This window comes from Mesorhizobium sp. ZC-5 (assembly GCF_025753855.1).
Taxonomy (GTDB): domain Bacteria; phylum Pseudomonadota; class Alphaproteobacteria; order Rhizobiales; family Rhizobiaceae; genus Neomesorhizobium.
The window spans coordinates 20,868-45,166 of the sequence record NZ_JAOWPT010000009.1; the positions used below are offsets into that span (position 1 = coordinate 20,868).

The following is a 24,299-nucleotide window of genomic DNA, read 5'->3' on the forward strand; positions in this document are numbered from 1 at the left end:
ATTGCGTATGGCGGCTCAGGGTGTTTGGTGACTGTCCCACTGACCCGCTCGAAGCTGTCATTAAAGCTCGCAGTGGCCGTACAACACGGCCGCTGAGGACCAACAAAGCCGAAAGCCATGGATATGAACAAACTGGGTGTCTTGTTGTTCACGGTAACGGTCGCTGCCACCCCGGCATGGGCCGGTGCCGCAGTCACGACCGAAAACGTCAACTTTCGGGAAGGGCCGGGCACCAGCTACAAGAGTCTGGGCACCATTCCCAATGGCTCGCAGGTCGAACTCAGCGAATGCGACGCCGGCGGCACTTGGTGCGCCATCGCTTACGGCGGCAAAAACGGCTTCGTCAGCGGCAAATATCTGAGCGAGGCCGATACGGAGAGGCCAGGCTGGCCCCGGAGCTATACCACCGACGAAGGCGCTGAGATCGTTCTTTATCAACCGCAGGTCACGGACTGGAAAAATTTCATGGCCCTGACGGCCCTGGTTGCGACGGAATACAAGACGGCTAAAGACAGCAAGCCCATCTTCGGCGTCATCGGCCTGACCGGAGACACCGTTGTCGACAAGCAATCCGGCGAGGTCGTCGTCAGCAATATTAAGACCACCGAATTGAATTTCTCGGCGCTGGACCGAAACCAGATCACCGATCTTGCGCTCGATGTCGGCAAGCTGCTGCCGACCGGACCCATCACGCTGACCGAGGAAAGGATGACCGCAAGCCTGGCCGACTACAAGCGGATGAATGACGTCTCGGGGCTGAAATCCGATCCGCCCCCGATTTTCGTCAGCAAGACCGCAGCGATCCTGGTCCAGACCGACGGGAAGGCAGTCGCCGCTCCGGTCAAGGGTGTCGAAGGGCTATCCTTCGTGGTGAACACTAACTGGGACCTCTTCAAGCTCGACGCCGAGGGCAGCTATTACCTGCGCGACGAAAAATCCTGGCTGACAGCAAAGAGCCTCGACGCCGCGTGGCAGCCTGTCATGAACCTGCCCAACGCATTTTCGAAACTGCCGGACGACGAGAACTGGAAAGATGCCCGGGCAGCCATTCCGCCTACGGTTCCGGAAGGAGGCAAGACGCCGGAAGTGATCTATTCGGACAGGCCGGCCGAACTCATCCAATTCGACGGCGAGCCGGTCCTGAAGCCGGTCCCGGGCACGGATCTCGAATGGGCGTCCAATAGCGAAAGCGACGTTTTCTACCGGAAGGCGGACGGAAAATGGTACACGCTTCTCTCTGGGCGCTGGTTTTCATCCGCCTCGCTTGACGGCCCATGGGTCTTCGCGACGCCAAACTTGCCCGAGGATTTCCAGAATATCCCTGAGGATGCCCCGTATTACACCGTCCGCTCGTCAGTCCCGGGAACGTCGGAGAACGCCGAAGCCCGTCTGAAGGCGAGTATCCCGGAGATGGCACGTGTCTCGACGGATGGTTCGGTCAAGGTCGATGTCGTCTACAGCGGCGCCCCCAAATTCGAACCGATCGAGGACACCTCGCTGCGCTATGCGGTCAACACCAATGAACAGGTCATCCAGGTCGGAGCCAAATATTATGTTCTGAAGGACGGCGTCTGGTTTGTCGGGGGCTCTCCCGCTGGTCCGTTCGTAGTGGCGACCGCCGTACCTGACGAGGTCTACAAGATCCCGCCGTCTTCGCCCGTCTACAATGTCACCTACGTTCGCGTTTACAGGACCGAGAAGGATGCCGTCTGGTTGGGCTACACGATGGGCTACCTGGGCGCCTATCTTGCCTGGGATGCGCTCGTCTATGGCACCGGCTGGAATTATGTCGACTATTGGGACTATGGCTGGCATCACGGATACTGGCCTTATTATCCACGACCGGTGACCTACGGCGTCGGCGCTTTCTACAATCCGGTCCGCGGCACGTTTGGCCGCTACGGTTATGCCTACGGCCCCTATCGCGGGGTGGCCGGCGGCGCTGCCTACAACCCACGCACCGGAACCTATATTCGCGGCGGCGTCGCGGAAGGCCCACGAGGCGAGCGCGGCTTCATTGCCGCCTACAACCCGCGCACCGGCAACGCCGCGGTGGCTCGCGGGGGTCACAATGTCTATGGCTCGTGGGGCACGGCGGGGGTCAAGCATGGCTCCGACTGGGCGCGCGTCCGTGGCGGAATGACTACCGCGGGCGGCGAAGGCGTCCGCTGGCGCACCTCGGACGGGGACCACGGCTTCGTCACGCAGGGCAAGGGCGGCGACATCTATGCCGGTCGCGACGGCAACGTCTACCGCCGCCAGGATGACCAGTGGCAGAGGCACAACGGCGGCGATTGGTCGCCGGTCGAAAGCCCCTCGAACGACAACCTCAAGAAGACCGGCGGGCATTTTACCGACAATCGCCCCGATGCCGCCAACAAGGCCAATGAACGGCCCGAGACAAGCCAAATATTGCCGCAACGCAACGAAGCGCGGGCTCGCCAGCAGGCGCCCGAACATCTGGGTATCGATCGGGCAGGTCGCCAGATCGGCAATCAGCGGGCGCTCGAACGCCGCACGATGGAACGTTCGCCGGTCAGACGCATCCCCGAGTTTCACGGTGGTGGCAATTTTGGGGGAGGTGGCGGTTTGCGCCGCCGTTGAGGCGTTTCTCTGGAGCTGTCACGTTGTTTCGGCAAGAATGTTTCGATCGTTGCAGGGAATGAGCCGTTACGTCCAGCGCTGACACAGCCGCCGTCGATAGTTGATCGATCGTCCCGTGCAGGGCAGAGTCAAACAAGGTGACAGCACCGGGCGGTCGCATCCGTTTCCGTTTGACTCCGGCCGGAATACTTGCAAGTTTGATGTCTCAATAATGAGACAAATCGGCGTGCAGTCAAGAAATTTGAAACAGCAATCTGAACCATCGGCTCTTGTTGGCGTGGATTCGCTGACGAAAGTCTATCGAACGCGAGAAGGCTCGAAGGTCGAGGCTCTCTCGCCGGTGACACTCGACGTGCACTACGGCGAATTCCTCAGCTTGATCGGTCCGTCCGGCTGCGGCAAGTCGACGCTGCTCAGGTTGCTCGCCGGACTCGAGGAACCAACCGATGGAACGATCCGCTGGCGGGACGGTGCGCCGTCGCGGGGAACGGATATCGGCTTCGTTTTCCAGGAGCCGGTTCTTCTTCCCTGGCTTAGCATCCACGACAACGTGCGCTTTCCGCTCGACGTGTTCGGCGTCGCCAGGGCCGAGGCGAACGCACGCGCAACAGACATGCTGGCACTGGTCGGGTTAAAGGACTTCGGCAGAGCTCTTCCCAAGGAACTCTCGGGAGGCATGCGCCAGAGGGCTTCGATTGCTCGCGCTCTGGTCTATCGCCCCCGACTGGTGCTCATGGACGAACCATTCGGCGCTCTCGATCTTCTGACCCGGGACCGGATGAACGATGAGTTGCTCCGGATCAAGGCCGAGACATCCGCCACGGTCGTCTTCGTCACGCATTCGATCGACGAAGCGGTTTATCTATCCGACCGCGTCGCTGTCATGTCCCCCCGCCCCGGCCGGATCAGCGCGCTCCACACGCTCGATCTTGGCTCCGACCGCAGCGAGATGCTCAAGGACACCCCCGATTTCCACCGTTGGCTGTCTCTTCTGCGGCGGGAACTGAGATGAGCACTCGTTCACTGCGTGCGCTCTTCATGCTTGCAACGCCGTTGCTGCTCATTGCGATATGGTGGAGTTACGTTCGTCTTTTCGACGTTCCCCGTTTCGTGCTTCCGGCCCCGTCGGATGTTTGGTGGGCGTCTTTTGCACTTTTCCGCGACGGGACGATCTGGCCGCATTTGGCACACACGCTCGGTATCATTGCGGCCGGTTTCGGCATTGGATCAGCCCTTGGTTTCGCGCTCGGCTTCGTGCTTGGCAAGAGCCCACGCCTCGAGCGGATTGTGGGACCGTATCTGTTCTTCTTCCAGACGGCTCCCAAGATCGCCCTGGCGCCCCTGTTCATTCTCTGGTTCGGCCTCGGGCTTACCTCCCAGATCGTGCTCGTCGTATCCTTGGTCTTCTTCCCCGTCATGGCAGGCACGATCCTCGGACTTCGCTCCGTACCAGTCAATTTCGGGTTCCTCGGTGACGTCCTCAATCTCTCAAAGCGGGATCGCTTGGTGCGGATCGAGTTGCCTTCGGCAGTTCCGGAGATTTTCGCTGGATTGAAGGTAGGCGCGGTGCAGGCAACGATTGGCGCGATCCTTGCCGAATGGCTGTCTGGCGCCCAGGGGCTCGGCTATCTCATGGTGTTCGCCGGTACAACCTATAAAGCGCCGATGCTCTTCGCGATGGTCCTGATCACATCGCTTCTTGGGATTCTTATCTACCAGACTGTGGCCGGACTGGAGAAATGGCTGCTTTCATGGCGATGATGGACAGATCCGCAGCTTGGCCGTGGCGCGGGGGGCGGCCTCCACATCTGCCGCGTCCAGAGACGGTGCCGAAAGCGTTTCTGCTGCCCGGCGATCCCGCACGCGTCGACTTCGCATCCTCGGTGCTCCACGACTTCGTCATCGTGGGCCAGAATCGGGAGTTCCGCATGGGCTGCGGTTATCTTGGCGATGTTCTCATAGGCGTCTGCTCCACGGGCATTGGCGGGGCATCGGCAGAAATCGCCACGGTCGAACTTGCCGGCATGGGGGCGAAATTCCTGATCCGCACTGGCGGTTGCGGCGCGTTGTCGGAAGATCTCGCTCTCGGGGATTTTCTCATCATCGATGAGGCAGTACGCAACAGTGGCGTAGCCGCTATCTATGCGCCGGATGCGGATATGCCGGTCTGCGCCGACACCGAGATCAGTGAAGCCCTGGTTCAGGCATGCGGCTTTCTTGGAGTTCCGGCCCGGCGCGGCCGGTGCCTGACGGCGGACGGCTATTACCGCGCGCAGGGCCGGCCGGTTTTCGCAGCAGGGCAGGGAAATTCGTCCCTGCTGGACGAGTTCGCGGCCGCGGGTGCCGATGCCGTTGAGATGGAGTCCGAGGTGATCCTCGCAGTTGCTGCGGTCTGCGGCGTACGGGCCGGGGCGGTTCTTGCGGTTCATGCGCATCGGCGAAGCGATGGCTGGCTCGAAGATTATGAGAAGACACAGCACGACCTAATCAGCATCGGTGCGCAAAGTGCGGCGCACCTGATCAAGGCGCCGAACCCATAACAAACCGACAGAGGAGAAAGTCATGCAGATCCACGGAAGGCTCAACGTAGTATGGATCGTCCCGCTGCTAATGATGACGTTGTTCGTTGGCGCCATCACCGCCAGGGCCGACGAGAAGGTGACCATACAGATCGACGGCGCGGCAGTACCCTATTATCTGCCGTTGTACGTCGCCCAGAAGGAAGGCTACTTCAAGGAACAGGGATTGGAGGTTGAATTCCTCTATGCCAATGCCGCCGACATCCTGAACAATGTCGCGGCAGGAAATGTCCAGTTTGGCTTTCCGAACGGTGATGCGGTCATCTCTGCCCGCGCCAACGGCATTCCCGTGAAGGTTGTCCACTCGACTTATCAGCGCGGGATCGGTGCAGTGCTGTTCAAGGATGCAAGCGGCATCAAGTCTCCGGCCGACCTCGTCGGCAAGAAGGTGGCCGTGACCAGCTATGGAAGCCCGAACTATATCCAGCTTCAGGTCATGATGAGCCAGGCCGGCAAGTCGATTGATGATGTGAAAGTCGAGATCGTTGGAACCGGGGCGATCCTCGATGCGCTGAAGTCCGACCAGGTGGATGCCATCGTCTTCTCGATGCTACGCTACTATGCGTTGAAGGCCGAAGGCTTGGACGTTGGTATGATCGCCGCAGACGATTTTCTTCCGAGCCACGGTAACGTGCTCGTCACTTCGGAAGATTATCTCGCCTCTAATTCCCAGCAAGTGAAGGGTTTTGTCACCGCCCTCGACAAGGCGCTGAAGCATATTGTCGAGGGTGATGCCGGAAAGGAAGTCCAGATGGCGATAAGGGACTACGCGCCAACCTTTGCGCCGCAGGAGAAGGTGGTAACCGAAATCATCAAGGAGGTCTTCATTAAGACCCTCTGGCAGAGCACAGATACCGAGAAGAACGGGTTCGGCTACGGAAATGTCGAATCGTGGCAGAAGACGATCGATGTCGCCGCCGAATACAAAGCAATACCGGAATCGTTTCCGGCCGCCGACCTCGTGGTCGAAAAGCCCTCAGACCTCTGATTTGCATGGCGCTCCGATCTCAAGACCGGAGCGCCCGGAGACACCGGATGCGCGCCGTCATTTCATTCGCGATATTTGTTGCACTGTGGTGGCTGGCGGTGGCACTGCTCGGAGTACCGGAATATCTCGTGCCGTCGCCTCCGGCACTCGCAGCGAAATTCTGGTTCCTGACAACGCAGGCAGGCCTGTTTAGCCACATTCCAGTAACATTGATGGAGATCGTGATCGGATTTGTCATCGGGACGGCGGCTGGCATCGCAATCGCGGTACTGTTCGTCCGGCTGCCAATGTTCGAAATTGTTCTCGATCCTGTCATTATTTTTGTCCAGACGGCCCCCAAGATCGCTATTGCTCCGCTGCTCCTGCTCTGGCTAGGGCTCGGGGCGTCGCCGAAGATCGTTCTGGTGGCCATTGTCACCTTCTTCCCAGTGCTGTCCAACATGCTGAGCGCGTTGCGCTCGATCGACCCCAATATGCTCGCGCTGGCGAAGATACTGCGCTTGAATGGATGGAGGCGGCTCTGGCGGATCGAACTCCCGCAATCGCTGCCACTGCTGTTCACAGGCATGAAAGTAGGCGTCACGCTGGCTGTCACTGCGGCAGTCATCGGCGAACTCATGGGCGCACGCGCCGGGCTTGGCTATCTGCTCAGCCTTGGGCAAGAAACCGCCGACATCGGGCTCGTGCTTGTCAGCGTTCTTCTGTTGTCATTGCTTGGCTATGGGCTCTTCCTGGCTGTCGATCAGGCAGAGCGCAGAATGTTGAGATGGCATGAAAGCGCCGTTGCGCGCGATCGCCTTTTGCTCGAATAGGAGTCCGCACGGCACTTTGCATACTTCTGCAACTGCGATAATCGTCTAAATAATGAGACGGTTAACCGCGCCGGAGAGCTACGATGACAAGCCAGTTCGAGGAAATCGGTCGACGTCTGAAAGCATACAGAATGGGTCGGGACCTCACCGCGGATGCGATCGCCGACGAGTTGGGTATCTCGCGCGCCGCAGTCTATCGCATCGAAACCGGCGGCGTGGTCAAGATCGAGACGCTCGAAAGGCTGGCCAATGTGCTCAATACGACCGTGGCGTCCCTGCTTGGTGCGGGCGTGGAATATTATGCCAATCCGATCAGCTATTTCGAGCGCATGCGTCAGGTCGAGGGTGAAGCTGACCAGGTGGTGGCGCATTTCCCTCCCTTGTCCTACCTGCTGACCTCGGACGCGTTTCCGAAATACCTCAAGCGGACGCTTCTGGAATCCCTGCCCCCCCACATCTCTGCCAAGAGCGCTGAGCAGGAGATAGACACCATCATTTCCATCCTTGACGAGCGCAAGCAAGCAAGCCAGCGGCGGCGGTTGAGCGTCGTGAATTTCGTCAATTTGCTGGAGATCGAGCGCTGGCTGAAACTTGGAATCGTTGGCCGGTTCGACTTGTCCGGCACAGAACTTGGCGAGCGTCGCAAGGCCGCCCGCCTCGAGGTAGAGCACCTGATCACTTTGATTGAAAGCGAGCCGATGGGCATTCAGATCGGATTGATCGAGGAGGTTCTTCCGAATACCGCCTTCCAGCTGTTCCGCACCGCGGATAAGACCTATCTGGGCGTCAGTCCATTCCGTCTAGGCGGCGATCTGCCCAATATCCGCTCGGGCGTCGCGATGATGACTGCCGACATCGAGCCGGTGCGGCTCTACGAGACACTCGTCGAGAATTTGTGGCGACGTGCGCGCAAGGGCAGGGAAGCCGCCACCCTGTTGCACACCGTGCTGGATCGATCAGGCATTGCCGCTACGGCTAGGTCGACCAAGCGACGGAGTTCAAGGACAGCCTAAGCTGTCCACTCAGGCTTCGTTGCCGAAATCCGAAATTCCGCCATGGGCAGCTGACCATTTGGCAGGTTCGTTGAGAAACTGCTCAACCTCAGCCAGAATCTTCGGCTCGAAGTGACCGCTCGATTTCGCGACCTCCAGTACATGCCACCACGTGGTAAGATAATGGAGGTGAACGCCAAGCTCGTCCATCAGTTCGCGGCTCTTGGGGAAGATGTCGTAGTAGAACAGTACGAAGCAATGGTCGACGTTGGCGCCTGCGTTGCGTAGAGCTTGGCAGAAATTGATCTTGCTACGTCCGTCGGTGGCCAGGTCCTCGACCAGCAGGGTGCGTGCGCCAGCTGCGACTTCGCCCTCGATCTGGGCGTTGCGGCCAAACCCCTTGGCCTTTTTCCTTACATATTGCATCGGCAGCATAAGCCGATCGGAAATCCAGGCGGCGAACGGGATGCCAGCGGTTTCACCTCCCGCGACGCTGTCGATAGATTCATAGCCGATGTCCCGCACAATGGTGGCAGCCGCAAAGTCGATCAGCGATGATCTCAGCCGCGGGTAGGAAATGATCTTTCGGCAATCGATGTAGACCGGGCTCGCCCAGCCGGATGTGAAGAAAAATGGCTTCTCGTCATAGAAGTGGACGGCCTTGATTTCGAGCAGCATCTTGGCTGCCTCCTTGGCGATCGTCTCTTTGTCGACAGGCGTATAGAGGCTGGGCATCGGTCGTTCTCCACCAGGTGTGCGTCGGCGACCACCGGCATGGTGGTGTCGAGTTTGGGCGCTTGTCGGATGCAAACGGCCCCTTCTGTCGGTGATGGGCCTGCTCGTCAATCCTTGTTATCCCGCGGTACAGAATTCTCCACCGTAAAAGATGCCCGTTTCGATTCAAATCCTCATCATTGCGACAACTGTCGCAAAAAAGAGACTAAGTCTTGCAATTGAGATTGCCTTGTGTAAGGCTGTCTTTTTTCGCGACGGTCGCAGGATGCTCCAGAATTTGACGCTGACTAACCACGATGCACAAGAGGACTGGCGGCCCACTGTCTCGACCGAAACTGCTGTTGTGCTCAGCAACAAGGCAGTCAACGGTGAATATCGGCGGCTGGTGATGTCCTGCAGCGCGCTCGCCGCCTCGGCCGAGCCGGGCCAATTCTTCCAGCTTCTTTGTCCGGAATCTGCCGGCGAAAAGCCGTTTTTGCGCCGGCCCATGAGCGTGTACGGAATGCGAAAGGCACCGCCGGAAGTCGAATTCCTGTACAAGGTGACTGGGGCAGGCACGCGCGGACTTGAAACCCTGGTTCAGGGCGATCCTCTCGATATCTTCGGCCCTCTCGGTGTCGGTTTCAAACTCGACCTGTCATGGCGCAGCATCGCGCTTGTCGGCCGCGGAGCCGGGCTGGCGACACTGGCACCGCTCGCATCAATGGCCGCCCAAGCCGGCATTCATGTCACCGCGATCCTGAGCGCGCGACGCCCGGACCTTTTGGTTTCCGCCGATCTGTTTCGGAACTGCGGCGCCGATGTCGTTGGCGTGACGGATTCAGAAGCCACCAGCGGTCCAGCGAACGTCGAGAAGATCCTTCGCGGGCTGATCGCCGGCCGGGGCTGCGATGCCTTTTTCACCTGCGGCTCCAGCCGCCTGATGCGGGTCCTGCAGCGGCTCGCAGCGGAATTCGGCCTCGTCGGTCAGATCGCGATGGAGCAGCAGATGGCCTGCGGTATCGGGCTTTGCCATTGCTGCGTGCGCGACTTCAACATGAACGGTGACATCGTCAGCCGCCGCGTCTGCTGGGACGGCCCGGTCTTCGACCTCGCGGAGGCTATGCCGTGAGCGTCGACCTGTCCGTCACTGTCGGAACGCTGAGGTTACGCAACCCGGTCATGCCGGCATCAGGCACATTCGCTGAAGGCCTCGATAATGTCGTCGACTTCGAGAAGCTGGGTGCGCTTGTCACAAAGACCATTACGCACGAACTGCGAACGGGCAACCCGCTGCCCAGGGTTGTCGAGCAGCCTAGCGGGCTGATCAACTCGATCGGGATTCCGTCAAAGGGGCTCGATCACTTTGTGGAACATATGCTGCCGCTTTACGCGCGCTATTCCACGCCGCTTGTTGTCAGCATTTCGGCTCCGACCGTGGAGGGTTTCGCCAACCTTGCCAGGGCAGTCTCCATCCCTGGTGTTGCCGCCATCGAAGCGAACATCTCCTGCCCCAATATCGAAGAGGATGGGAAAGCTTTTGCGATGACACCGGAATCGACGGAGCGCGTGACGTCGGCGTTAAGGAGCTCAACCGGACTTCCGCTATGGGTGAAACTCACACCCAATACCGGCGATATCGCTGCTGTCGCTCGTTCAGCCGAAAGGGCAGGAGCGAACGCCCTGGTGGTCGCGAACACGATCCTTGCGATGGCAATCGACCTGAAGACCTTCAGGCCAAGCCTCGGCAACATTCTGGGAGGCCTGTCAGGGCCGGCAGTGAAGCCGATCATCCTTCGACAAGTCTATCAGTGCGCAAAGGTTGTCGCGATACCGGTCATAGGATGCGGCGGCATCGCCACTGCCAAGGATGCGGCGGAATTTATGCTGGCTGGCGCGACAGCGGTGCAGGTGGGTACCGCCACATTCATCCAGCCTGATGCCATGGTTCGGATAATCGATGGAATAAAGCAGTTCTGTCTGCACCGGGACATCCCGAGAGCAAGTGATCTCGTTGGCGGACTGGTCGTGGAGGAGAGCGACGAGCCGGACATGGCCTGGATGGAGCCGGCGCAATGACCGCGTCCGCAATCCGCGAGCCGCACGCCAGGCCGGCAGAATTCGCCAGGCTTACGCAGTTGTTCGAACGACTGAAGCGCTCGGCATTCGACGGTATTGGCATCAGCCGGCTTGCCTACAGTGACAAGGAATCCGAAGCGCTGGACATCATTGAGGCCGAAGCTTTGCAGATAGGGCTGACCACCGAGCGGGACGCTGCCGCCAATCTCGTTGCCACGTTGCCCGGTACGAACGAAAACCTGCCGTTCATTGCATGCGGTTCCCATCTCGATTCGGTGCCGCAGGGAGGAAATTATGACGGCGCCGCCGGCGTCGTGGCCGCACTCATGGTGCTCGCCCGGATGAAGCAGGAGAACATCCGCCCGCGCCGGACCGTTAAACTGTTTGCTCTTCGCGGCGAGGAGAGTGCCCGGTTTGGCAAACCTTATCTCGGCTCGAGCTGCCTGTTTGGAGCGCTAAAGCCTTCCGACCTGCGGATCGCGGCGCAGAATGATAGTCGTTTGCTCGGGGACTGTATGCGCACGGTCGGCGTTGAAGTCGACAGAATCGCCCGTGGGGAAGCCCTTCTCGAGCCAAGTTCGATCGCTGCCTGGATCGAGCTCCATATCGAACAGGGCCCGGTCCTCATCGCACGCAATCTGCCCGTTGGCATCGTAACTGGCATTCGCGGCAATATCCGGCACCGCGCGGTCGAGTGCGTCGGCGAGGCGGGCCATTCGGGCGCGGTGCCGCGCTGGCTACGTCATGATGCAGTCTTTGGCATGTGCGATCTGATCGCGAATCTTGATTCGCATTGGCGTACGCTACTCGAACGCGGTCATGACCTCGTGCTCACCTCCGGCATCGTATCAACCGACTCGGAGGTGAACGCCATAGCCCGTATTCCCGAGATCGTCCGATTTGCGTTCGAGATACGCAGCCAGAGCAGGGCCACCTTGGAGGCGGCTTACAATCTGTTTTTGTCCGAGTGCGCCGCTGTCTCCAAGGAGCGCGGTGTTGCATTTCGCTTTGACGAAAGGGTCGAGGCGGCCGGGGCAGCGATGGACAAGGGTTGGGTGGAGCGGTTAACCACGGCGGCAGCAGCACTCGGTCTGCCGTCGGAAACCATTCCGAGCGGTGCCGGCCATGACGCGGCGGTGTTCGCGAACGCCGGTGTTCCTAGCGCCATGATCTTTGTGCGCAACCAGAATGGTTCCCACAACCCGCGCGAAGCGATGGAAATATCGGACCTGATCGCTGGTGTGGATGTGATGCACGCAGCAATCCGCGAGGCAGCGATGCAATGAGCCCGGAAAGCATCTTCGGCCAGCTTGAGATACCGGCCATCCGGAGCCTCACGATGAGGCGCCCCGACGACTGGCATGTTCACCTGCGCGACGGCGACATGATGAAAGCGATCCTGCCCTTCACAACCGCACAGTTCGCTCGCGCAATCGTCATGCCCAACCTTATGCCGCCGATCGTTACCACCGCCGCCGCCGAGGCTTACCGGGAGAGGATACTGATGGCGAGGCCGGCAGGCTTGGATTTCCAGCCGTTGATGACGTGCTATCTCACGGATGCGACGCTGCTGGACGATGTCGAAGACGGTTTTCGTCGTGAGATCTGGGTGGCGTGCAAGCTCTATCCAGCGGGGGCCACGACAAATGCCGCCCATGGGGTCACGGATCTTGCCAGGATCGCACCGGTGCTGGAGCGAATGGAAAGGATCGGCATGCCGCTCCTCGTCCATGGCGAGGTGACTGATCCGGATATCGATATCTTCGACCGCGAGAGCGTCTTCATCGATAAGGTCCTGATCCCGCTCATGAGGCGGCACCCCGGCCTGAAGATTGTTCTCGAACACGTGACGACGGAGGAAGGCATCGCAGCCGTGCGTGAGAACGCCCCCCGGCTTGCGGCTACCATAACGCCGCATCACCTTTTGCTGAATCGCACATCGCTCTTCCAAGGCGGCCTGCGCCCCCATTACTACTGCCTGCCTGTCGCCAAGCGTGAACGCCATCGCCAGGCTCTCAGAAAGGCCGCCACGTCGGGAGACGCATGCTTCTTCCTGGGCACCGACTCTGCCCCGCATCTGCGGGAGGCAAAGCAGGCCGAGTGCTGTTCTGCAGGCATATTCTGTGGCGCGACCGCACTTCAGACCTACGCGCAGGTGTTCGAGGAAGAGGACGCCCTGGATCAGTTGGAAGCCTTCGCTACGGTCAACGGTCCGCAGTTTTACGGGTTGCCGCTCAATGCTGGCACAATCACGCTCGAGCGGTCGGACGATGTTGTGGATTGCGCGATCGAGATAGGTGGAAGCGACGTTGTCACATTTCGCGGCGGCGAAAGGCTCGCATGGTCGATTAAGGAAGTTGCCAGGCCAGACAACACTTAGGAGTCGTATATGAGTAACAACCGACCCGTTCTTCCCCTGAGCGATGCCAGATGGCAGCGTGATCTCGCTAAACTTGGCGATTGGTTGGCCACCCAGAAGGGAGGTGTCGGGACCTTTTATGAGTTTCAGCGAAGAACCTCGGCGTTGCGGTTGGAACATCAAGGTCACGCAGCGCTCCTCAGGCTTCTTGGCGATATGGCTGGGCGGTTTGCCGATACATTTGATGGCGAGCCGCTGGACGTTTCCGTTGCAAGCGATGCTCTCGAAACGTTGGCTAGCCACTTGAGACGGGTAGCCGCTTTGAAGCCTGATTTGTGGGAGGATTATCTAGGGCTGCTCAACTTGGTCGGGATCACAGAACTCGTCCCTGACTGTTGAACTGCGTGTCTGCCGGGGGCCGGGCAGACACGATTGACTCGGTAATCTTATTGTGGATTAATCTCAAAAAATAGACAATGATAAGAGGGCGAACTGATGATATCCCGTAGAAAAATTCTGAAATCGGCTGCCACAGCAGCGGCCGCCGGGCTGATGCCGAATATCGCTTTCGGCCAAGCGGCCAAATACGCCGCCAAGATCGCGCATCTGGAGGCGCCAACACAGCCTCGTCACAAAGGCCTGGAGAAGGTCAGTGCGCTAGTGAAAGAGCGTACGGATGGTGAGGTGGAATTTACGATCTATCCGCTTTCACAGTTGGGCAATGCGCGGCAGATGATTGAGGGGACTCAGTTCGGGGCGATTGAATGCACCGTTCAGCCTGCTGCGTTTCTTGGTGGGTTCAATCCCGTCGTTTCGGTCCTCGACGTTCCTTATCTCTTTCCGTCGGATCGCCTAATTTCCCAGAAGCTGCGAGACGGACCATTTGGCCAAGCCCTGCTTGACAGCTTCGACAGCCGCGGTCTGCACGCCCTCACTGAGTGGCCGAATGGACGCAAGAGCCTGACATCGAACAAGCCGCTCGACAATCTCGAGGATCTGGCAGGTCAGAAATTCCGCGTCATGGATTCAAAGATTCTGATCGACCAGTTTGCCGCCGTCGGCGCGACTGCGGTCGCAATCAACTTCAGTGAGCTCTACACATCCCTGCAGACCGGCCTCGTGGATGGTCAGGAAAACCCGCTGGACACCATTACGACCATGAAATTCCACGAGGTCCAGAAGAACCTCGTAGTCACCGAACACGGCGCGATGGAGGATTTCGTCCTGTTCAATCCAGCTTGGTGGACGACGCTGCCCGATGGTCACAAGGCGATCATTGCAAAAACCTTCGATGAGGTTCGGCCCGAAGTCGAGAAGATGAAGGAAGAGGCGATGGAGAAGTCTCTCGAAATCATCAAAGGTGCAAATGTCAACGTGCGCATTACGGATGAAGCCGAGCGCAAAAAACTGCGCGACGCGACGGTGGCCAAGGCTCGCGATGCCTATCAGGCCCTTGCCGGCGTCGAAGGCGAACAGGTGCTGAAGATCTACGATTCCGAGATCAAGAAGCTCGCCGGCTGATGGGAGGCCGGATCGTCGCTCTCCTGAGGCGGGTGCAGACTTTGCAGGGGGTATTGCTCGGTCTGCTGATGCTATCCATGACGTTCGGTTACACTGCGAACGTTCTGGTGCGCGAGGTCATACCATCACTTGCTCCCCGTCTCGCCTGGATCGACGAGATCTCACTGTTTGGCCTGGTTTGGATCGTTTTTCTGGCGCTTGGTCTCGGCCTTGAGTCGGGTCGCCACATCGGCATGCGAATGCTTCTGTCGCGCATGCCATCTCCAACGCGCAGGATCGCTAAGGCCGCCATCAACATGCTCGGCCTCCTCATCAGCGTGTACATGGTGAAGGTCGGTCTCGAGATCACGTTGTTCGTCGCCCGCAGCGGCCAGGCAAGCCCGACACTCGGCATCTCAGTGGCTTGGCTCTACTGGGTCGTTCCGGTTGGGTTCATGCTGCTGGCGCTGCAGTATTTTGTTGAACTGCTGGGCTGGTCAGATCGCTTCGAGCGCGAGATCGATCCCATGCATCACCTGTAATGGTCACATGGTAGTCCTGCTTTTTCTTCTTGCGGTCATGCTGCTGGCCATTGGCGCCGAGATATTCCTCGTTCTCGGCGCTCCAGCAATCCTGACGAAGTACCTCTTCTATCCTACCATGCCCGATCTGATCATCGGACAGCGCCTGGTGGGCGGCGTGGAGGTGGTCACGTTGCTGGCGATCCCGTTTTTCATCTTCGCCGCGGATCTGATGGCGAGGGGCCGTATGGCAGCCCAACTCGCAGGGTTGTTTCGCGCGCTGGTCGGACACAGACAGGGCGGCCTTGGGCATTCAACCGTCGTCACTTGCATGGTGTTCGGAGCTGCTGCCGGTTCAGCGCCGGCCACCGTCGCAGCCATGGGCCGCGTTGCCTTTCCTGAATTACGGCGGTCCGGCTTCAGCGACCGCTTCAGCCTGGGGCTCATCGCGTCAAGTGCGGAATGTGCGCTCCTAATCCCCCCTTCAATCACCTTCGTCGTCTATAGCTGGCTTACCGGCACATCGATCGCGGCACTCTTTGCCGCAGGCATGGTAGTCGGCATCGTGCTCGGCTTGGGGTTCATGGTGCTTGTTGCGCTGACGGCCTACCGACAGGGAATTCCGGGGGCGCCGAGGCTGGCGTGGAACGAACGTTGGTCTGCCTTCGTCGACGCCTTCTGGGCCCTGCTGATGCAGGTCATTATCCTCGTTGGCATTTTCAGCGGAGTATTCACGGCGACCGAAGCCGCGGCTGTTTCCGCCGTTTATGCGGTCATAGTAGAGGTTTTTATCTTCCGTTCGCTTTCCTGGCGCGACGTCTTCTCTGTTGCGCGAGATAGCTCGATCTCAACCGGCGTCATTTTCATCTTGCTCGCCATGGGTGCGCTGCTTGCTTACTTCATCACGCTCGCGGGCTTTGACCGGACATTGCTGGCGTTAATCCAAGAAAACAACGTGAACTGGGTCGTGTTCATGATGGGGGTCAACGTTCTGTTCCTATTGTGTGGGATGTTTCTGGATCCGAATTCGATCATGGTGATCTTCCTGCCGACCTTGTTCCCCGTCGCAACCGCCTTGGGGATCGATCCCATCCATTTTGGTATGGTCGTGACGTTGAACGTCTGTACCGGAATGATTATGCCGCCCATCGGATTGGATCTGGCAGTGACGTCGGCTACGCTCAATCGGCCGGTGGAAGATGTGGTCAGAGGAATCGGCCCCTTCATCACCGTCAATATCCTGGTGCTGATCCTTGTCAGCTATGTTCCCTGGTTGTCGACCTTCCTTCCAAATCTGATGTTTTAGCGAGGAAGACGAGAGTCAGCGGCGCCGACCACGGGCTTTCGCTTGCTGATGTAGAACAGGTCGACGTCGGTGCGGAGTTGCAGCCGCAACACATCGCGCAGGGCACGTTTTGTCACCAGTGCGTAAGCCTGGGCGCGATTGGCGTCTCCCTCATCGGCGGCGAGTTGGAACGCATCTGCCAGGCCCTCAAGAGATACGCCTGACGCGTGTGGAGGCCCCACGGTTTGTCCGGGTCGTAGAAGCGGCCTTTGCAGTCTTCGGCTTTGACCTGTTCCCATTATTGTCGACCAATTTCGGGACAGAGCGCCAAGGCTTTGGATTCTGTGCTCATGACTCGCTGCCATAGAGGGTTAAGCTCAAAAGTCGTTTAATCTGAGCATTGCCCTGGGCGATTCTGGCGCCATGACGCGCTGCAGCCGGTCCAACTGGAAGGGAAGGCAGAGATGTCCACCGTGAATGCGGCCCCAAAAACGGCGATGCAAAGATTTCTCGACGGCGTCGAGAAAGTCGGGAACATGGTTCCCCACCCGGTTGTCATCTTTCTGATCCTGATTGCAATCGTCATCGCGCTATCAGCTTTGTTAAGCGCTTTCGGCGCCGCGGTGACGTTCGAGCGCATCAATGCGGAGACACATGAGATTGAAACCGCGACCACCGAGATCCGCAGTCTACTGAATGCGGATGGCATACGCTTCCTGTATGCGTCGCTCATTCCAAACTTCATGAGCTTTACGGCGGTCGGACTGATGATCGCAGCGATGATCGGAGCCGGCGTGGCGGAGGAATCGGGGCTGGTCACGGCGCTGATCCGAAAGCTCGTGATCGTGTCTCCGGCCTGGGCGCTCACCTACATCCTGTCCTTTGTCGGTATCCTCTCGAGCATCGCTGCGGATGCGGGCTATCTGGTGCTGATCCCTCTTGCCGGTGTCGCCTACCTGGCGGTCGGGCGTAATCCGCTCGCGGGCCTGGCTCTGGGCTTTGCCGCCGTGGCCGGCGCCTTCACCGTCAACATGCTGATCAAGCCGCTCGATGCGGTCCTCGTCGAATTCACCAACGACGCCGCCCGTCTCGTCGACCCCGACAGTTCGATCGGACTCGCCTCGAATATCTGGTTCTCGATCGTATCGGTTATCTTCCTGACCGTGGTTGTGGCGTTCATCACCGATCGCATGATTGCGCCCCGCCTGGGCGCCTACGATCCCGCATTGGCAGCCGAAGGCACGACCACCGAACAGGGCGCAACGCTCTCCGAGCTGGAATCTCGCGGCCTGCGCTACGCTGGGCTCGGCCTAATCGGCCTGATCATCGTCTTCTGCTTCCTGACGATCCCGTCATGGGGGCCGCTGCGCAACCCCGATACCGGCGAATTAATCGGCAACTCGCCGTTCATGAACGGCCTGATCGCGCTGATCATGCTGATCTTCCTGGTGACCGGCTGGTGCTACGGCATCGGCGCCGGCACGCTGCGCACTTTGACGGAAGTCATCGGGGCGATCGAGAAGTCGATCAAGAACATGGGCGGCACGATCTTCCTGTTCTTCGTGCTGAGCCAGTTCGTTGCCTATTTCACCTATACCAATATCGGCACGGTGATGGCGCTGAGCCTGTCGGGTGCCCTGCAGGCGGCCAATATCGGCGCGTTGCCGCTGCTGCTCGGCTTCATCGTCGTGGTGGCGATCATCGATCTGCTGCTGACCGGCGCCATTGCAAAGTGGGCGATCTTCGCGCCCGTCTTCGTCCCGCTTCTGATGAAGCTCGGTGTCGAGCCGGAGGCGGTGCTGGCGGCCTATCGCGTCGGCGATTCGCCGATGAACGCGATCACCCCGCTGAATGCCTATTTCGCGCTCGTCGTTGGCTTCATGCAAAGATACGACAGGAACGCTGGCGTCGGCACCGTAGTGGCGCTGATGCTGCCCTATGTCGTGTGGATGTTCGTTCTGTGGACGGTATTGTTCGCGGTCTGGCAGATGCTCGGCCTGCCCTGGGGGCTGTGAGAGTCCGTGCGGCAAGCTGAAGCGATCAACGTTCAACTGACAGGATGAATATGATGAGCACCTCCTCTATTCCCCTCGACGTAGCCGGTGCGGAAGCGCACCTGATGCAGTTCCTTTCGGTCGAGGGCGTCACCGGCTCCGAGGCCAATATCGCGGCGGCCGTCAGTGACGCGTTGAAAGCCGTGGGCGTGCCGGCTTCGGCAATCCGCTTCGATGACGCCAATACGCGCATCCCATTGCCGACCGAGACCGGCAATCTCATCGTGGATCTGCCCGGAACGCGCAACGGACCGAGGCTGCTCTTCTCGACCCACCTGGACACCGTGCCGCTGTGTGCCGGGGCGAAGCCTCGAAAAGAAGGCGATCGCATCGTCTCCGACGGCACGACAGCACTTGGAGGCGACGCCCGCACTGGAGTTGCCCTTCTGGTGGTGCTTGCCGAGACGCTTATCAAGCACAAACTGCCGCATCCGCCGATCACGCTGCTTTTCACGGTACGGGAGGAGAGTGGGCTTCATGGAGCGCGCGAGCTGAATCCCGCCGAACTCGGCGGCCCGACCATGTGCATCAATGTCGATGGCCAGCTCGCTTCGGACCTGATCATAGGCGCGGTTGGGCAGGAAAACTGGGAAGTTGAGATCAAGGGCCGTGCTTCTCATGCCGGCGTTGCGCCCGAGAAGGGCATATCGGCAACGCTGGTCGGAGCCATTGCCCTGGCGGAGGCGCAGAACGCGGGCTGGTTCGGCAAAGTCGTCAAGCCTGACGGCCGCGGAACCAGCAATGTCGGGATTTTTGGCGGAAAGGACGGAAAGCCTGCAGGCGATGCAACCAACGTCGTCACCGACTACGCCTTCATCAAGGGAGAGGCACGTAGCCCTGAAGCATCGTTCGCCAAGGCAATTGCCAAAGGATATGAAGAGGCGTTCACAAAGGCAAAAGCTGCGGTCACCGACCATGAAGGTGACACGGCTCAGGTCAAATACAGCCACGTTACGTCCTATCCGCCGTTCAAGCTCGACGAAAACAGCCCGGTAGTGAAGCGCGCGATCAAGGCGCTGGGCATTCTCGGTATCGAGCCGAAGACCTTATTCTCGAATGGCGGCCTCGACGCCAACTGGCTCGACAAACATGGCATCCCCACCATCACCATCGGTGCGGGCCAGGCCGAGATCCATACGATCAAGGAATATGTGAACCTTGCCGAGTACGAGAAAGGCTGCCGTCTCGGCATACTTATGGCAACATTGGAAGACTAGCAGTCATGCCGCGGCCCGGCGGCAGTCGGTTCGGATGTCGGCGATAAAATCTGGGTGGCTCGAACAAGGGCCGGTGAGGAACGAAGCGATTGAGCCCCATAGCATACACCGCCATCATCATCGCGGCCGTCGTCGTCCTCTTCGTCTGGAACAGGTTGCCTGTCGTCGTTGTCGCGATGGCGACCGCGACGGCGTTGTGGGCAACCGGCGTGCTTACGATTGATCAGGCCCTCGGGGGCTTTGGTGATCCCGCGGTACTCTTCATAGCCTCCCTCTTCATTGTCAGCGCGGGACTCGACGTGACCGGCGTCACCGCCTGGGCTGGGCAGCTTCTGATCCGTGGCGCGGGCGAAGAGAGCCGCACTCGCCTGCTGATGCTAACGATGAGCATGGTCGCGGTCCTTACGGCGCTGATCAGCGTCAATGGTGCCGTTGCAGCACTCCTGCCGGTGGTGGTCGTCATCGCCGTCCGTCTGAAGCGAAATTCGGCGCAGTTGCTCATGCCGCTCGTTTTTTCCGCGCATGCCGGTTCGAAGCTCGCCCTGACGGGTTCGCCAGTGAACGTCTTGGCCTCGGATGCGGGCAGCGACGCTGGCGTGGGCGGCTTCGGCTTCTTCGAATTCGCGCTTGTTGGCCTGCCACTGCTGGCAGGAACGATGGCGATCATCATATTGTTCGGAAAGCGGCTCCTGCCCGAACGCAATGGCGCGACCATGCCTGCGGACTTCAGCCGCCATGCGAAGACGCTCGTCGAACAATACGGCCTTGCCAGTGGCGTCTACCAGATGCGGGTGCGCGCAAGTTCGCCCTTTATCGGTGTGCCCGCATCCGCGATCGAGTTGGCCGCCTATCCCGAACTGCGCCTCGTCGCCGTTCAGGAGGGCGAAACGGCCAGCCCCCTGCGCAGACCTGCCATCGCCGAGGGCGATCACCTTCTGCTGCGCGGCGACGCGGAGTCGGCCGCCGCGTTCGCTGCGGACAAACACCTTGCGTTCAGCGAGGCGGCGGCGCCCGGCCACGGAGAGGGCACGCTGTTCAACCGCAGTTCGGGTCTCGCGGAGGTGGTGATCCCGCCACGCTCCGGCCTTATCGGCCAGAACGTTTTCCCTGGAATGGTCACCGAGAGCGGTGACCTGATCGTCCTTGCGGTGCAGCGCGCCGGAGCGGAGATTGCCGCCACCAACGCAACACGTGATGCAGGAGGTATTGTGTTGCAGGCCGGCGACACGATGCTCTTGCAGGGAACGTGGAAAGCTCTCGACCAACGCCTCCAGGACCCGGATGTCCTGGTTGTCAATTCGCCCGAACTGGTGCGTCGTCAGGCGGTGCCGATGGGGCCGGGTGCCCGCCAGGCCGTTGCCATTCTGGTGGCGATGGTCGTGCTCCTCGCCACGGGCATCGTTCCGCCGGCGGTAGCCGGCCTGCTCGCTGCCGGAGCGATCGTCCTGTCGAGGATCATGAGCGTCGAGCAATCCTACCGCGCCATCGATTGGACGACGGTGATCCTGGTCGGAGCGATGATGCCGCTGTCCACCGCCATGGTCCAAACGGGCGCCGCGAAACTGATGGCGGAGCAGTTGGTGTCGCTTGTCGGCGACGCCGGGCCTATCGCCCTGCTCGCCGGCCTGTTCGTGTTGACTGCCATAATGGGGCAACTCATCAGCAACACCGCGACCGCTCTCATCGTCATCCCGATCGGGGTGGCGGCTGCGGCAACCATGGGTATTTCGCCCCGCCCGGTGCTTATGAGCACGGCGGTCGCCGCGGCGGCGGCTTTCCTTACTCCCATTGCAACCCCAACCAACCTGATGGTCATGGGACCCGGCGGTTACGCCTTCGGCGATTATTGGAAGCTTGGTCTACCGTTGCTGCTCTGGTTCTTTGTCGTGGCTGTGTTCATAGTGCCGTTGATCTGGCGATTCTGAGCTGGCACGACACGCTTGGATAGAACTGACGGTTAACGATCGGGCAATCGCTTTGGCTTTGAAAATGAAAATTAACGGCCAGAGGTAGCGATGTCCGGTATTTGCCTGCAACGGCGGCCATACCAATGAACGCCCGCACGGTTTCGGTGCCGCTAGGCATCATCTGCGCAATTCTACTGCTGGCCGGTCTCTATTTCGCGGATGCGATCTTTGCGCCAGTTGCCTGTGCTCTCTTCATCATCGCAATCGTCTGGCCTCTTCAGGAGCGACTGCAGACGCGTCTGCCGCAACTTCTGGCATTGGCCATTGTCGTAGCACTGATCGTGCTGGTCTTCATCGTGTTCGCGTCCGTCGTCGCATGGGGCTTCGGTCGGATCGGACGTTCGCTCATCGCGGAGACGCCTCGGCTGCAAGGACTCTACGAACAGGCGACCGCCTGGCTGGAGACGCATGGGATCGCCGTTGCCGGCCTGTGGGCCGAGCACTTCAACATGCGCTGGATCGTGGGAGCGATGCAGGGCGTTTCGGCCCGGCTGAATACGATGATCTCATTCTGGATCGTGGTGCTGATCTACGTGCTGCTCGGCCTGCTCGAGGTCGGCCCGCTGGCACGCAAGATTCCCGGCATCGTCAGCAGCGAGGCCGCGCGCGTCTTGATCGCTGGCGGCGAGCAGACCGCCGCCAAGCTGCGCCGGTATTTGTGGATCAGGACGATCATGAGTGTTGCAACGGGCGGTATGGTCTACGTGTTTGCCCTGGCGCTCGGTCTGCAGCTTGCGGCGGAGTGGGGCGTCATCGCCTTTACTTTGAATTTCATCCCCTTCGTCGGCCCGTTCATCGCAACGCTGCTGCCGACCTTCTACGCGCTGGCGCAGTTCGAATCCCTATATTCCGCCCTGTTCGTTTTTGCCTGTCTCAATCTCATCCAGTTCGCGATCGGCAGTTATGTGGAGCCGCGCGTGGCGGGCAAGGCGTTGGCGATGTCGCCCTTTCTCGTGCTGTTCTCTGTCTTCCTGTGGATGTTCCTCTGGGGGCTGTTCGGTGCCTTTATCGGAGTTCCGATAGCGATCGCCGTGCTGACCTTCTGCGCCCAGTCTCCCGCGACCAAATGGCTTGCCCAGCTGTTGGGGGCGCCGGAGGATGAAGTGAAAGACCGTCGGTAGTAGGTTGGGAACGGGCGACGGTAACCGGCTCCGATAATCAACCCTTAGAGCCGTTCCGGATTAGGCCGAGAACGGCCGTCAGGATGGCGCCGCCGAGCAGCCCCGACACGCCGACCCCGATCAGCACGGTTGGTGTAAGTCCGCCGATCCCGTGCATAACTGAATCGGCGGCAGTTTCAACGTGTCCCACCAGGTGACCAATGCCGGGGATTTGCGCCGCGGCGAAGGTCAAGGCAAAACCTCCGACCATCCCGGCCAGGACGCTTGTGATCTTGGCAAGTCCAAGGCCGGACCACCACCACCGTACAGCGAGTGCGCCCGCCGCCCCGCAAAGCATTTCGATGGCGATTGCGATAACGGTTTCGGTCGGGGACATCCGCCACTTTCTCCCAGAATCGGACGAGCGGAAACAATCACCAGGACTCCCGCAGCGGTAAGCTACGACGTGAGCCGCCTCTGCACTTTATGGTGTCCATTGCTTGAAGAAACGGGCAAGGAATCCAGCTGTTGTGCCGCGTGTCCCTTTTTCCGGTGGGTCTGGGAGTTGATTGGCTGACCCTTGACCCCGTTGCAACTCTGGCGACGGTGATGCCGCCCGATGAGACCGGCCGCTGGTTTTCCGGAACGCCTTAGAAACCCGTCAACCGTTTCGACCCCGGTCTTGACGCGAGCATCAAATTGCGATGGATTGAACCAATATCAAATTGGCCCAAACCAATTAAACTTCGATGGATCGAACTCAAGACAATTCGAATTTCGCGTTGGAGCAATTGAGGGCGCTATTGCGCTCTGAAAAACTGAGCACGGATGGCCGCCTTCCCACCGAGCGTGCGCTTTCGGACAGGCTGGGTGTAAGCCGTCGCGCGGTTCGCCGGGCCTTGGATGTCCTCGAGGCGGAAGGCATGGTGTGGCGCCGCCAGGGCTCGGGCACCTACGCCGGACCAAGGCCGCAGAGCTGGAGCCAGTTCGAAGCGATCGCTTCCGGCACCAACCTCATGGAGATCATGGAGGTTCGCTTGCGCGTCGAGCCTCAACTGGCGCAACTCGCTGCGGTACGCGCCAATGCCGACGATGTCGGGCGCATGTACGATCTCGCTGCCAGGATTTCCAACAGCGTCGATGCCGATGGCCAGGAACTCTGGGACGGTGCATTGCATAGGCTCATTGCACAAAGTGCCGGCAACCAGTTTTTCCTGAATATATTCGACGTCATCAATCGGGTGCGCCAGGACGATCTGTGGCGGTCGATCCGCGAGCTCGCCCGCGAGCTCAGCCACACACATCGCGTCAGTCACGATCAGCACAAGGCGATCGTTGACGCCATCGCTGCCCGCGATCCGATGCGTGCTGGGGAAGCAATGCGCCGGCATCTGCTGACGTTGCAGGAGAGCTTGGTCCGTGTGACCTCGCTCGATCATCAGGACGGACCGGACGTGGGAGCGTCAGTCTCCGCCCATTGCTTGGATGAAATGTCAAATGCCTGAAAAACAACAAAAAGGGGAATTCG

Annotated in this window: 22 protein-coding genes; 20 read left to right on the top strand and 2 right to left on the bottom strand. The window is 59.8% G+C overall.

The features are described 5' to 3' along the window. Positions 1 to 117 precede the first annotated feature (117 nt). From OHD58_RS21035 to OHD58_RS21065, 7 genes are all read left to right on the top strand, one after another. A complete protein-coding gene (locus OHD58_RS21035; RefSeq protein ID WP_263805392.1) occupies positions 118 to 2,604 on the top strand; it encodes an SH3 domain-containing protein in 2,487 nt (828 codons plus the stop codon). Positions 2,605 to 2,704: 100 nt separating this feature from the next. Continuing rightward, positions 2,705 to 3,616 (top strand): ABC transporter ATP-binding protein, encoded by a 912-nt coding sequence (locus tag OHD58_RS21040; protein ID WP_263805393.1) that lies wholly within the window; start codon positions 2,705 to 2,707, stop codon positions 3,614 to 3,616. Then, a complete protein-coding gene (locus tag OHD58_RS21045) occupies positions 3,613 to 4,365 on the top strand; it encodes an ABC transporter permease (RefSeq protein WP_263805395.1) in 753 nt (250 codons plus the stop codon). The genes OHD58_RS21040 and OHD58_RS21045 overlap by 4 nt, the downstream gene beginning before the upstream one ends. Continuing rightward, entirely contained in the window at positions 4,356 to 5,144 is a 789-nt protein-coding gene (locus tag OHD58_RS21050; protein ID WP_263805396.1) for a nucleoside phosphorylase, read from the top strand. The genes OHD58_RS21045 and OHD58_RS21050 overlap by 10 nt, the downstream gene beginning before the upstream one ends. A gap of 22 nt (positions 5,145 to 5,166) precedes the next feature. Continuing rightward, positions 5,167 to 6,171, top strand: a complete 1,005-nt coding sequence (locus tag OHD58_RS21055; RefSeq protein ID WP_263805398.1) for an ABC transporter substrate-binding protein — start codon at positions 5,167 to 5,169, stop codon at positions 6,169 to 6,171. Between the two features lie 47 nt (positions 6,172 to 6,218). After that, positions 6,219 to 6,983, top strand: coding sequence for an ABC transporter permease (locus OHD58_RS21060; protein WP_263805399.1), 765 nt, complete (start codon positions 6,219 to 6,221; stop codon positions 6,981 to 6,983). Between the two features lie 83 nt (positions 6,984 to 7,066). Further along, on the top strand, positions 7,067 to 7,996 hold the full coding sequence (locus tag OHD58_RS21065) for a helix-turn-helix domain-containing protein (protein WP_263805400.1): 930 nt from the start codon (positions 7,067 to 7,069) through the stop codon (positions 7,994 to 7,996). A gap of 9 nt (positions 7,997 to 8,005) precedes the next feature. On the opposite strand, the gene OHD58_RS21070 is transcribed toward OHD58_RS21065, so the two are convergent. Next, positions 8,006 to 8,710, bottom strand: a complete 705-nt coding sequence (locus tag OHD58_RS21070; protein ID WP_263805402.1) for an orotate phosphoribosyltransferase — start codon at positions 8,708 to 8,710, stop codon at positions 8,006 to 8,008. Positions 8,711 to 8,975: 265 nt separating this feature from the next. Here OHD58_RS21070 and OHD58_RS21075 point away from each other — a divergent pair, with 265 nt between their 5' ends. From OHD58_RS21075 to OHD58_RS21130, 12 genes are all read left to right on the top strand, one after another. Then, a complete protein-coding gene (locus OHD58_RS21075; RefSeq protein WP_263805404.1) occupies positions 8,976 to 9,821 on the top strand; it encodes a dihydroorotate dehydrogenase electron transfer subunit in 846 nt (281 codons plus the stop codon). Next, positions 9,818 to 10,768 (top strand): dihydroorotate dehydrogenase, encoded by a 951-nt coding sequence (locus tag OHD58_RS21080; protein WP_263805405.1) that lies wholly within the window; start codon positions 9,818 to 9,820, stop codon positions 10,766 to 10,768. The genes OHD58_RS21075 and OHD58_RS21080 overlap by 4 nt, the downstream gene beginning before the upstream one ends. Further along, positions 10,765 to 12,054, top strand: coding sequence for a Zn-dependent hydrolase (locus tag OHD58_RS21085; RefSeq protein WP_263805406.1), 1,290 nt, complete (start codon positions 10,765 to 10,767; stop codon positions 12,052 to 12,054). The genes OHD58_RS21080 and OHD58_RS21085 overlap by 4 nt, the downstream gene beginning before the upstream one ends. Beyond that, a complete protein-coding gene (gene pyrC / locus OHD58_RS21090; RefSeq protein ID WP_263805407.1) occupies positions 12,051 to 13,148 on the top strand; it encodes a dihydroorotase in 1,098 nt (365 codons plus the stop codon). Before OHD58_RS21085 ends, pyrC begins: the two co-directional genes overlap by 4 nt. A gap of 9 nt (positions 13,149 to 13,157) precedes the next feature. Beyond that, positions 13,158 to 13,526 carry a hypothetical protein gene (locus OHD58_RS21095; protein ID WP_263805408.1) on the top strand — a complete coding sequence of 123 codons (369 nt, stop codon included), beginning with the start codon at positions 13,158 to 13,160 and terminating at the stop codon, positions 13,524 to 13,526. A 96-nt stretch (positions 13,527 to 13,622) separates the two neighbouring features. After that, complete coding sequence (locus OHD58_RS21100) at positions 13,623 to 14,648, top strand: TRAP transporter substrate-binding protein (RefSeq protein WP_263805409.1); 1,026 nt, start codon at positions 13,623 to 13,625, stop codon at positions 14,646 to 14,648. Continuing rightward, positions 14,648 to 15,169, top strand: coding sequence for a TRAP transporter small permease (locus OHD58_RS21105; protein ID WP_263805410.1), 522 nt, complete (start codon positions 14,648 to 14,650; stop codon positions 15,167 to 15,169). The genes OHD58_RS21100 and OHD58_RS21105 overlap by 1 nt, the downstream gene beginning before the upstream one ends. A gap of 7 nt (positions 15,170 to 15,176) precedes the next feature. Continuing rightward, positions 15,177 to 16,454, top strand: coding sequence for a TRAP transporter large permease (locus OHD58_RS21110; RefSeq protein ID WP_263805411.1), 1,278 nt, complete (start codon positions 15,177 to 15,179; stop codon positions 16,452 to 16,454). Between the two features lie 443 nt (positions 16,455 to 16,897). Continuing rightward, a complete protein-coding gene (locus tag OHD58_RS21115) occupies positions 16,898 to 18,448 on the top strand; it encodes an AbgT family transporter (RefSeq protein ID WP_263805412.1) in 1,551 nt (516 codons plus the stop codon). A 53-nt stretch (positions 18,449 to 18,501) separates the two neighbouring features. Then, on the top strand, positions 18,502 to 19,704 hold the full coding sequence (locus OHD58_RS21120; protein ID WP_412177265.1) for a M20/M25/M40 family metallo-hydrolase: 1,203 nt from the start codon (positions 18,502 to 18,504) through the stop codon (positions 19,702 to 19,704). 89 nt (positions 19,705 to 19,793) lie between these two features. Next, complete coding sequence (locus OHD58_RS21125) at positions 19,794 to 21,629, top strand: SLC13 family permease (protein WP_263805414.1); 1,836 nt, start codon at positions 19,794 to 19,796, stop codon at positions 21,627 to 21,629. Between the two features lie 125 nt (positions 21,630 to 21,754). Beyond that, positions 21,755 to 22,792 (top strand): AI-2E family transporter, encoded by a 1,038-nt coding sequence (locus OHD58_RS21130; protein WP_263805415.1) that lies wholly within the window; start codon positions 21,755 to 21,757, stop codon positions 22,790 to 22,792. 37 nt (positions 22,793 to 22,829) lie between these two features. Here the strand turns inward: OHD58_RS21130 and OHD58_RS21135 are convergent, their stop codons facing one another. Then, the gene (locus OHD58_RS21135) at positions 22,830 to 23,168 is read right to left on the bottom strand and encodes a hypothetical protein (RefSeq protein WP_263805416.1); all 339 of its coding nucleotides are present in this window, start codon (positions 23,166 to 23,168) and stop codon (positions 22,830 to 22,832) included. A 352-nt stretch (positions 23,169 to 23,520) separates the two neighbouring features. Between OHD58_RS21135 and OHD58_RS21140 the strand changes: the two genes are divergently transcribed. Then, entirely contained in the window at positions 23,521 to 24,276 is a 756-nt protein-coding gene (locus OHD58_RS21140) for a FadR/GntR family transcriptional regulator (RefSeq protein ID WP_263805417.1), read from the top strand. The last annotated feature ends 23 nt before the right edge of the window (positions 24,277 to 24,299 follow it).

Bases quoted from the DNA above. Each gene is read 5' to 3' on its own strand.
- OHD58_RS21045 (WP_263805395.1), top strand. From the start codon at position 3,613: ATGAGCACTCGTTCACTGCGTGCGCTCTTCATGCTTGCAACGCCGTTG.
- OHD58_RS21105 (WP_263805410.1), top strand. From the start codon at position 14,648: ATGGGAGGCCGGATCGTCGCTCTCCTGAGGCGGGTGCAGACTTTGCAG.
- OHD58_RS21050 (WP_263805396.1), top strand. From the start codon at position 4,356: ATGGCGATGATGGACAGATCCGCAGCTTGGCCGTGGCGCGGGGGGCGG.
- OHD58_RS21095 (WP_263805408.1), top strand. From the start codon at position 13,158: ATGAGTAACAACCGACCCGTTCTTCCCCTGAGCGATGCCAGATGGCAG.
- OHD58_RS21035 (WP_263805392.1), top strand. From the start codon at position 118: ATGGATATGAACAAACTGGGTGTCTTGTTGTTCACGGTAACGGTCGCT.
- OHD58_RS21135 (WP_263805416.1), bottom strand. From the start codon at position 23,168: ATGTCCCCGACCGAAACCGTTATCGCAATCGCCATCGAAATGCTTTGC.
- OHD58_RS21100 (WP_263805409.1), top strand. From the start codon at position 13,623: ATGATATCCCGTAGAAAAATTCTGAAATCGGCTGCCACAGCAGCGGCC.
- OHD58_RS21065 (WP_263805400.1), top strand. From the start codon at position 7,067: ATGACAAGCCAGTTCGAGGAAATCGGTCGACGTCTGAAAGCATACAGA.
- OHD58_RS21070 (WP_263805402.1), bottom strand. From the start codon at position 8,710: ATGCCCAGCCTCTATACGCCTGTCGACAAAGAGACGATCGCCAAGGAG.
- OHD58_RS21055 (WP_263805398.1), top strand. From the start codon at position 5,167: ATGCAGATCCACGGAAGGCTCAACGTAGTATGGATCGTCCCGCTGCTA.
- OHD58_RS21130 (WP_263805415.1), top strand. From the start codon at position 21,755: ATGAACGCCCGCACGGTTTCGGTGCCGCTAGGCATCATCTGCGCAATT.
- OHD58_RS21085 (WP_263805406.1), top strand. From the start codon at position 10,765: ATGACCGCGTCCGCAATCCGCGAGCCGCACGCCAGGCCGGCAGAATTC.
- OHD58_RS21115 (WP_263805412.1), top strand. From the start codon at position 16,898: ATGTCCACCGTGAATGCGGCCCCAAAAACGGCGATGCAAAGATTTCTC.
- OHD58_RS21060 (WP_263805399.1), top strand. From the start codon at position 6,219: ATGCGCGCCGTCATTTCATTCGCGATATTTGTTGCACTGTGGTGGCTG.
- OHD58_RS21110 (WP_263805411.1), top strand. From the start codon at position 15,177: ATGGTAGTCCTGCTTTTTCTTCTTGCGGTCATGCTGCTGGCCATTGGC.
- pyrC (WP_263805407.1), top strand. From the start codon at position 12,051: ATGAGCCCGGAAAGCATCTTCGGCCAGCTTGAGATACCGGCCATCCGG.
- OHD58_RS21120 (WP_412177265.1), top strand. From the start codon at position 18,502: ATGAGCACCTCCTCTATTCCCCTCGACGTAGCCGGTGCGGAAGCGCAC.
- OHD58_RS21075 (WP_263805404.1), top strand. From the start codon at position 8,976: ATGCTCCAGAATTTGACGCTGACTAACCACGATGCACAAGAGGACTGG.
- OHD58_RS21140 (WP_263805417.1), top strand. From the start codon at position 23,521: ATGGATCGAACTCAAGACAATTCGAATTTCGCGTTGGAGCAATTGAGG.